This window comes from Enterobacter cloacae complex sp. GYL001, from assembly GCF_049237125.1.
GTDB classification, from domain to species: Bacteria; Pseudomonadota; Gammaproteobacteria; order Enterobacterales; family Enterobacteriaceae; genus Enterobacter; species Enterobacter hormaechei_C.
Genome location: NZ_JBMKGW010000038.1, coordinates 1 through 7,124, shown reverse-complemented (window position 1 = coordinate 7,124; position 7,124 = coordinate 1). Strand labels below are relative to the sequence as shown.

Annotated in this window: 14 protein-coding genes; 13 read left to right on the top strand and 1 reads right to left on the bottom strand. The window is 43.9% G+C overall.

The window, feature by feature from the left end; translation table 11 throughout:
* The first annotated feature begins 21 nt into the window (after positions 1 to 21).
* From ACOTWU_RS24800 to ACOTWU_RS24740, 13 genes are all read left to right on the top strand, one after another.
* A complete protein-coding gene (locus ACOTWU_RS24800) occupies positions 22 to 351 on the top strand; it encodes a toxic anion resistance protein (RefSeq protein WP_004248813.1) in 330 nt (109 codons plus the stop codon).
* Positions 341 to 1,234, top strand: coding sequence for a hypothetical protein (locus ACOTWU_RS24795; protein ID WP_000252081.1), 894 nt, complete (start codon positions 341 to 343; stop codon positions 1,232 to 1,234). The genes ACOTWU_RS24800 and ACOTWU_RS24795 overlap by 11 nt, the downstream gene beginning before the upstream one ends.
* 174 nt (positions 1,235 to 1,408) lie before the next feature.
* Positions 1,409 to 1,636: a hypothetical protein gene (locus ACOTWU_RS24790; protein ID WP_000336109.1), complete on the top strand. Its 228-nt coding sequence runs from the start codon at positions 1,409 to 1,411 to the stop codon at positions 1,634 to 1,636.
* 178 nt (positions 1,637 to 1,814) lie between these two features.
* Positions 1,815 to 2,135, top strand: a complete 321-nt coding sequence (locus tag ACOTWU_RS24785) for a hypothetical protein (RefSeq protein ID WP_000071366.1) — start codon at positions 1,815 to 1,817, stop codon at positions 2,133 to 2,135.
* Between the two features lie 516 nt (positions 2,136 to 2,651).
* A complete protein-coding gene (locus ACOTWU_RS24780) occupies positions 2,652 to 2,963 on the top strand; it encodes a DUF957 domain-containing protein (protein ID WP_001165367.1) in 312 nt (103 codons plus the stop codon).
* A gap of 4 nt (positions 2,964 to 2,967) precedes the next feature.
* Positions 2,968 to 3,459: a DUF3085 domain-containing protein gene (locus ACOTWU_RS24775; RefSeq protein ID WP_001371932.1), complete on the top strand. Its 492-nt coding sequence runs from the start codon at positions 2,968 to 2,970 to the stop codon at positions 3,457 to 3,459.
* A 552-nt stretch (positions 3,460 to 4,011) separates the two neighbouring features.
* Positions 4,012 to 4,215 carry a hypothetical protein gene (locus ACOTWU_RS24770; RefSeq protein ID WP_000781547.1) on the top strand — a complete coding sequence of 68 codons (204 nt, stop codon included), beginning with the start codon at positions 4,012 to 4,014 and terminating at the stop codon, positions 4,213 to 4,215.
* Positions 4,216 to 4,269: 54 nt separating this feature from the next.
* Positions 4,270 to 4,494 (top strand): hypothetical protein, encoded by a 225-nt coding sequence (locus ACOTWU_RS24765; RefSeq protein WP_000551490.1) that lies wholly within the window; start codon positions 4,270 to 4,272, stop codon positions 4,492 to 4,494.
* Between the two features lie 39 nt (positions 4,495 to 4,533).
* Positions 4,534 to 4,734 carry a hypothetical protein gene (locus ACOTWU_RS24760; protein WP_000814953.1) on the top strand — a complete coding sequence of 67 codons (201 nt, stop codon included), beginning with the start codon at positions 4,534 to 4,536 and terminating at the stop codon, positions 4,732 to 4,734.
* Positions 4,735 to 4,956: 222 nt separating this feature from the next.
* Complete coding sequence (locus ACOTWU_RS24755; RefSeq protein ID WP_000633161.1) at positions 4,957 to 5,268, top strand: hypothetical protein; 312 nt, start codon at positions 4,957 to 4,959, stop codon at positions 5,266 to 5,268.
* Positions 5,269 to 5,321: 53 nt separating this feature from the next.
* Complete coding sequence (locus ACOTWU_RS24750) at positions 5,322 to 5,498, top strand: hypothetical protein (protein ID WP_000802040.1); 177 nt, start codon at positions 5,322 to 5,324, stop codon at positions 5,496 to 5,498.
* Between the two features lie 145 nt (positions 5,499 to 5,643).
* Positions 5,644 to 5,925 carry a hypothetical protein gene (locus tag ACOTWU_RS24745; protein WP_000703842.1) on the top strand — a complete coding sequence of 94 codons (282 nt, stop codon included), beginning with the start codon at positions 5,644 to 5,646 and terminating at the stop codon, positions 5,923 to 5,925.
* A gap of 216 nt (positions 5,926 to 6,141) precedes the next feature.
* Complete coding sequence (locus ACOTWU_RS24740) at positions 6,142 to 6,747, top strand: hypothetical protein (RefSeq protein WP_000137794.1); 606 nt, start codon at positions 6,142 to 6,144, stop codon at positions 6,745 to 6,747.
* 148 nt (positions 6,748 to 6,895) lie between these two features.
* Here ACOTWU_RS24740 and ACOTWU_RS24735 read toward each other — a convergent pair.
* Positions 6,896 to 7,124 (bottom strand): hypothetical protein (locus ACOTWU_RS24735; protein ID WP_208558592.1); only part of this gene is annotated, 229 nt, incomplete at its 5' end.

The following is a 7,124-nucleotide window of genomic DNA, read 5'->3' as shown; positions in this document are numbered from 1 at the left end:
GCTGAAAATGCCGGCCTTTGAATGGGTTCATGTGCAGCTCCATCAGCAAAAGGGGATGATAAGTTTATCACCACCGACTATTTGCAACAGTGCCACAATGAGTTACTCCGTAGTAATGCAAAATTACTGCATCGCAATGCAGTAGAAACTATGAAAGCAAACCAACGGCTGGTTATTGATATAAGCACCCTTAAAGAGGTGCAGGATACGCTTATCCAGACGGTTGGCGATGTTGTTAAAATCCAGAGAGAAGGGGCTATTAAGCTCAGGGAAACAGAAAAACAGGTTCTTGCCATGCGTGAGAATTTGCGCACCCGACTGACACAAAAAGGGGTAGATCATGGTGCGTAACCTTAAGAGTAGTGACGATTTTTCCCGTGAACTGTCATTTCTTTTTCACCGGTCTATAAAGATTAGAAATTCAGGTTTCGCGATATTTGGTGCGGGCCTGCTGATAATGATTTTTGGTCTTTGCTTGTGGTTGCTGTCATTACACCTCTCACCTTCAGTTCTGGACTTTGATATTGATGTGCCCTTGTCATTCTTCAATTCATCTGAAGGTGAAGATAAGTTAGTGGTTTCGGATTTTGGCGATGCATTTGGAGGCTTCCTAACTACATATTCTAAGTTGCTATTAGGGATTATGGGGCTATTAGTAGTTTCTTCAACTGCCTTTAAAATTTTAAAGGGGGAGGAAATAGGTGAGATATTCCCGATGCTTCTAATTGCTGGCGCTTTTCTTATCGGCTTGTCAGTTTTTACATCTGCTTTAGGTTCGGAAGAGACTGATGCCACTTCAGCTTCGACTGTAAAGGTTATCAAGAAATATGTAAAACATGAAAAATACGATAAACTTGTCGCATATTTAAATGATAGTAATTGGCCCTCAGGCGAAGAGGTATCTGTAAACTATTTAAAGGCGCAACTACATATAAAACTCGGCAAGCCAGATGTGAAGTTAACACAGAATGTTGTTAGGGCGTATATGTCTGGTGTATTACAGTCAAATATTCCCGTGAAAGTTCGTTATGCATTGGAAAAGACAGCTTTAGATAAATCCGTCTCACCACTTGCGATTCGTTATGAGCAAAAACGTATGTCTAAATCACATACCTTTTCAAAAGCGTCGGTTAATTGTCTTAAAGTAGGTAGTCCCGTCGCATTCGTTGGCGTTTTGTTCGCTCTTCTTGGTATAAAAATCAGGCGGCGAGTCAGATTCTTAGAATCAAATTGAATGAAAGCCCGGTACGCTGGGCTTTTTTATTCAGTAACTTTTATCAAATATGTAGTAATTTACCGGAATCTGCTTCTCCAGCTTGTTAGCTGAAAAGCTTACTCAAGTATAATAATCTACTTCTGATTATGTTTTTTATGGTTTTATTTTTACACAACTTATTAAGGATACATGATGTGTAACTTTACTCCTGTTCAAATTATTGCTGATTATATACTGAGGTTTCTTAAAAATAATACTGATGCCAAGCTTTATGAGGCAATGCAGCGTCTTGAAAAGAAAATTGGTCAGTTTGTCGCTGATGGGGTTGATGAACATCAATTACGCTCTTCATTAAGCAAAGTCTGTCGATCTCGTTCCAGGGCGGCTCTTAAAGAGGAGTGTGAACAACTCATTCCATAAAAAGAACATCATACGGGAAAGTTACTTTAACGGTGAATGGCTCGCTTCTGGCGGTTTAAGTTGACGGCCATTCCTACCATAGCCATCATAAAGTATGATTAGCATTCGAGTGTGGCACTACTAATTTTAATGGGCTACGCATTCAGTCTCCACCTCTCTAACTATAAAGGTTCTTTTCATGTCCAATAGCTTCGATAAGCCGCAAACGCTCCCGGTACATAATTCTGATGCCGAACCCTTTTTTCCGAAAAACCTTGGTCCATTTATCGAGCAGGTATCCGGAAGGGATCTGGCAATGCTCACAGAATCAGAGAAGGAAAAACTTGCGCACCTGATCAGAACTGGGCGTAAATATGGAGTTTCTGTCGCTATCGTTCCTGATACAGATTCTGCTGAGCTTCATGAATTACTGTCTAATGCCGATTCCATTGAAAGGCAGTTTTCCATCTATGAACGCATCCAGACGAAGATTGCGTTCACGCGGTGTCAGGAAGCATAAACAAAGTGAGAAATACAACTACGTGGTATGACGTAGAACATATTGAAATCACCACAGGCGAGCGAGGCGGCAGGATATGGGTGCTGAAGCTCTCCTGTGGCCATACAGTATTTCGCCGAATACCTCCTATACGTCTTCATAACCTCACAGCTTTTTCTCTGCGGGAGCCCCCAGAAAAATGTCGGTGCTCTCTTTGCAATTCAAGTCCATAATAAAGCCTTTTTAAAGGCCACAAACTGCATATCACAGGATAAATCATCCTCTACAGCGTTCATTCTTAAACGCAAAATTTATATTTCATTCATTCTATTTTAAAAGCGTTATAAAAGACGGAATCCTATTTAGTCTGTTTGATGCTTAAATCATCTTCAGTGCCTTTTATCTTTTACCCAGCGACTTTAACATTAACCTGAGCAGAAAACTTGTTTTCAAACTAAGTTCGAAAACTTTCTGCTCAGGTTATTAGCCGGGTAAGCCACTTTGTTATATTTGTTTCATGTTAACAGAGGAGGCGATATGCAAATTGAAAAGGTGATGTCATTACTTGAAGTGCTTTCAAGCTGGCTTGAAGATAACATCAATATGGATTCTGAAATTATCTTTGATAATGACGAAGATAATACCAACTCAGAAATTCTGTATCCTGCTGTAGAAAAGGCTAATGCCGTTTTGCGCAAAATGGCATCTTTATCTTCAGATTCTGTTCATGCAATTCGACAGCGCTTGCAGCTTGCCGTAGAAGGCAAAGCTGAATTGTCCCTCAAGGATGTGGGAGAGCTTCTGCTGGCAACAAAGTATCTGATGTTGTCCACTGAAGAGGGAGAGTAAGCCTGTGACCACTCTCGTATTTGAAATGGCAGATATCAATAAACTGATCGAAGAAATTCGCACCGCAAAAACGTTTTCGGTCACCCCAGATCAGATCTATGACCCGGCATGCTATCCGGGGGGAGCCCTCCTTAACGCTGAGGGACAGACTGAAGAAGAGGCGCGTAAAGCTGGTAGGGTTTTCTTTCCCTCATCCTCAAAAATTGCCAGCACACATCTGGTGCCAAAAGTGCTTCTCGCGCACAGTCATGGTGTATACCTGATCACTAATGCTGAGCTTGAGGGCTCTCCCGCATCCCGCGATACTGTGGCTTACGCCCAGGGGATGAATCCAAAACTGGATGAGGACTGGGATTACGCTTGTGATGCCGCTTTGGGTGGGTCTGATTGTAGCTATACCATTCCCGTTGAGTGGCTGGAGTTAGCGGTAGAGCAGGGTTTTCAGGAGTTTCGACTTCGAATGAGTGAAACCAATATCAAACTTGTCAGCAAATAGTATGTCCTTGCTGTTTCCAGTCAAACATTGTCCGCCAGTCGAGCTGCTGGCGGATTGTTTTATATAAGGCCGGGAAGGTATGTCAGGTTTAAGCAGTTCCGCCCAGAAGCTTACAAGGGCGCAGATTTACGTGTTAAGACGGATGGCATCCGGCACGATCTATGATATCTCTGGCAATTTCAGACGGGCCAGAGAACGGCGTACGTTTATGGGGAATCCTGATGATGTGACGTGCAGGAGCTCTCCGGTCCTGTTCCGGCTGGGCCTCGTGGAGTTATGCCAGCCAGTAAGGCATCTGGAGCCAGGTTTATACTATCGGCTCAAGTTGAGCTCCTCAGGGCATGAAGCTCTTAAGGCGAACGCACACCTCTAACATTTGAGATAGTTCGTTCGCAGCCAGGAAAGTAACTTTCATCTCAAGTGTGACCCTTACTACCTCATTTATGAGTAAAACCCCCCTCTGATATGTCGAAAATGCTCATTTATACGAAAATAGTTTCTCTTCAGGTGTGATGTAATTACTGAGAATTCTCCCTGAATGGAAGGCAACCGATGAAAATGTTTTTTACCCCTTATGTTCGTATCGTTTTCTATTTTTGCGCATTGATTTTTATTGTTTACAGTTTCAGTGATTTTTTCCAGGGCGTCCCTGACAGCACCTTCTTCAGTGCGGTCATCACGCTACTTGTTATCGGAACCATTGTTGCCCGGCATCTGGATCGCAAAAAATCTCTCAAATATACTTCACAGATTTAAGTTTCCACTCAGGCCACTCTCGGGTGGCTTTTATAATTTAATAAGGACCGGTTCATGCATAACCACGAAATTCAGACCATTGCTATATTTAGTGCCCAGTATAAAAACATCGAAGATGCTGAAAATGCAGGTGCTTTATATTCAGTAGATATTGAATATCCGATGACACTAAATGATTTATCGCGGCTTTGCGACTCTATTGCCGAAGCAGTAGGTGTGCCTGGCGGCGTCAAATACCAGTTCGTGTCCCAGCCGGAAGCGCATGAAACCAGCTTCTGATAACCAGTAACCAAACTGCCTAAAAGCAGGTGCAAAGCCATGAAACAAACAAAGTCTTCTATGTCACGTATTGTGCAGCTGTACGACGGGAGCCGATACGGAAACTGCGAGCAGGCTGATAACGAAGGAGAGCTTTTTACGGTGGTGTTGAATAAGCCTTCGCAGATCGATGACATCCGTAAAATCGTAGACACAACCGCCGAAGTACTTGGCAAAGCTTTGCCAGTACTCCTCTTTTAAAGCTTACATCCGTGAAGGATAATTACGGTCTTACTACTTTCAGTTTTTCATTCCAGTGCCGTCCATTTTAATTTATCGATTTTAAGCGGTCGGCGCTATTTCATTGTTTCTTTTCCGACTGTAATTCCTTATATATAGGAATATTTCAAAGAATTTATCTCAGGTTATTTGTGGCGTGGTGCCAGTTGTTATAATGATTCCACATAATCTGGAGAGTCAATCATGATCACATCTCTAATGAATTTCCGCGATTTAACCGGAGAGGCAGTCATCCAGGCGCGGCAATGCGTTATTAATGCTGAGATCGAAGCGGCCCGGGAAAAGGTAATTCATGCTCGTTCGTTATTCAAAGCGGGTATACATAATGTTGTAAACGGTAGTTCTGGCATTAAGGCTGCGGCAGCACATTTTCTGGTGATAAAACGTTTACAGACTGACACTCGGTATCTGGACGCGGTTATCACTGATAACCTTTGCATGTTTTCTCCTGAGGGTTATCTGTATCTGTTTATGCAACAACGTTATTTCCTATAAAACAATGGGTTAGGTAAGTATCTTTCCATTAAAAACATTAAAAAGGTGACTTGATGAAACCATTTGGACTTGCCGGAAAACCCCGGCCCGAACCTTGCGGCTGCTGCTGGTATACCCGTGAGGACTGCCCTTACGTCAGCGCAAAACAGATCTATCGCCGCAGGCAGCGCAAGGCAGAACGCCAGCGTCAGCGCAGCACCATTGTGATGGCCGTTTCTGAATTTCGCTGACCTCTTCTGGAAATATCATTTTTTCTCCAGAAGAATTTTAAAATAAAGGGAAATCTTTTCACGGGTATCTGATGTTTATTGTTTATGGTAAATTGCGCCACATTAATTGTTTGTGGCGCAGTTCGTGATGGCTTAAGGATATAATATGAAAATCAGCCAGCTGGAATCCGGGATGCAGGTTTGGTCTGTAACCCGTACCAAAATGGGAAATACCACCATTTCAACGGTCATTGTCCACCCCGTTGTCATTATTGAAATTCATGATAACCATGTGATTGCTCGCTGGAACGGCAATGCACCACGTCGGTTTGGAGAAACGGCTATCAGGGGCTGGAAGAAGGAGAAGCCACTGCTTGTCCGTGAGCCTTTCGGAAATGTTCGTCTGGCCACCCGGGCTGAAAAAACCGCTATGCAGGAAAAAGAGTAATACCCCCTTTTAGCACCCACAATTTCACCGTCCATCTGCCTTTAACCTTGCCTGTTATTAACGGAATCCTTTCTGACTGGGCGGATCCCACGCATAACCTGAACTGTTGGCTAACCGTCTTACAGCCAAATTCCCTCCTTTATCTGGCAGGAGTGCGTCCGTGAGCTCTGTATGATCTACGTGTTTGTTAAGTAGAGCACATAACAGGAGTGGGGTATGACTGAATTAAATAAAAGCCCGTCCGGTTTTTCCGGAGCTGATGTCAGTAAAGAACAGGCTGCCATAAGGGCACTTGTAGAAAGAGTAGTGACCAACTATCGCAGCCGGACAGCACCTGATCGGGTTCAAAAGGCTTCGGTAGCGTTTAATGGGGGATTAATCCTGACCCTGATGCTGGCCTTGACGCTATTGGGCTACCTTGTGGCGGAATTGCTCAGGGGGTATGTTGCGGATAGTTCACCCTATGTGCCCGGTCTAAGTTATTCGCAATTTTCGATGCTTATGGTCGTTGAGCTGTGTCTATGCTTTCTTGCATGGTTTTTGGTTGTCACAGGGGACTATCCCCGGCCGTGGATATTTCAGGTAGTCCCGATGGAGCAGTACTGGTTCTTTGACGAAGTGGATGACGACGATCTTGCCCGGCTTTCCTGTAACCCTTACATCAAGCGCTGGCTACTTGATGAAATGTCCGGTATTCATCGACTGACCTACACGAGGCTGCATGATCGACTGGAGCGCATCTGTAATATTGCATCCCATCTCGAATACAGCCGTATTCAGGCACATAAGATTTCCCTAATCAACGGAAGCAGTGCCTCCTGATCCTACCATTGCATCCGGAAATTAAACGGGCAGGAACTGCACTGTATGTTCCGACCCAGCAGCTGCCCGTTACCCTTTTCTTTAGTATAAAATGACTTTCGCCGACAACCGGAAGTGAATCATGTCAAATAAATGAAAAATCAGTAATTTATGTAGGCGGGGTGTTTGGCTGATCAGGGCAGGGTGGTATAATAACGCTGGTGCTGGAGGCTTTTGCCCCAGCCAGCGGTAACACTGTTTGACTGTGGTAAAAGCAGAAAGCCCCGAGTAATTTTTCAATTAACCTGTACTGCACCCATTTTGTTGGACGATGAAATGGAATAGTCCCTGATATGTCAAAGCCAAAATACCCCTTCGAAAAGCGCCTTGAAGTCGTG

What these genes read in the sequence shown, in the direction of transcription:
- ACOTWU_RS24745 (WP_000703842.1), top strand. Translation starts at nt 5,644, where the DNA reads ATGAAAATCAGCCAGCTGGAATCCGGGATGCAGGTTTGGTCTGTAACC.
- ACOTWU_RS24760 (WP_000814953.1), top strand. Translation starts at nt 4,534, where the DNA reads ATGAAACAAACAAAGTCTTCTATGTCACGTATTGTGCAGCTGTACGAC.
- ACOTWU_RS24740 (WP_000137794.1), top strand. Translation starts at nt 6,142, where the DNA reads ATGACTGAATTAAATAAAAGCCCGTCCGGTTTTTCCGGAGCTGATGTC.
- ACOTWU_RS24750 (WP_000802040.1), top strand. Translation starts at nt 5,322, where the DNA reads ATGAAACCATTTGGACTTGCCGGAAAACCCCGGCCCGAACCTTGCGGC.
- ACOTWU_RS24790 (WP_000336109.1), top strand. Translation starts at nt 1,409, where the DNA reads ATGTGTAACTTTACTCCTGTTCAAATTATTGCTGATTATATACTGAGG.
- ACOTWU_RS24765 (WP_000551490.1), top strand. Translation starts at nt 4,270, where the DNA reads ATGCATAACCACGAAATTCAGACCATTGCTATATTTAGTGCCCAGTAT.
- ACOTWU_RS24800 (WP_004248813.1), top strand. Translation starts at nt 22, where the DNA reads ATGGGTTCATGTGCAGCTCCATCAGCAAAAGGGGATGATAAGTTTATC.
- ACOTWU_RS24785 (WP_000071366.1), top strand. Translation starts at nt 1,815, where the DNA reads ATGTCCAATAGCTTCGATAAGCCGCAAACGCTCCCGGTACATAATTCT.
- ACOTWU_RS24795 (WP_000252081.1), top strand. Translation starts at nt 341, where the DNA reads ATGGTGCGTAACCTTAAGAGTAGTGACGATTTTTCCCGTGAACTGTCA.
- ACOTWU_RS24780 (WP_001165367.1), top strand. Translation starts at nt 2,652, where the DNA reads ATGCAAATTGAAAAGGTGATGTCATTACTTGAAGTGCTTTCAAGCTGG.
- ACOTWU_RS24755 (WP_000633161.1), top strand. Translation starts at nt 4,957, where the DNA reads ATGATCACATCTCTAATGAATTTCCGCGATTTAACCGGAGAGGCAGTC.
- ACOTWU_RS24770 (WP_000781547.1), top strand. Translation starts at nt 4,012, where the DNA reads ATGAAAATGTTTTTTACCCCTTATGTTCGTATCGTTTTCTATTTTTGC.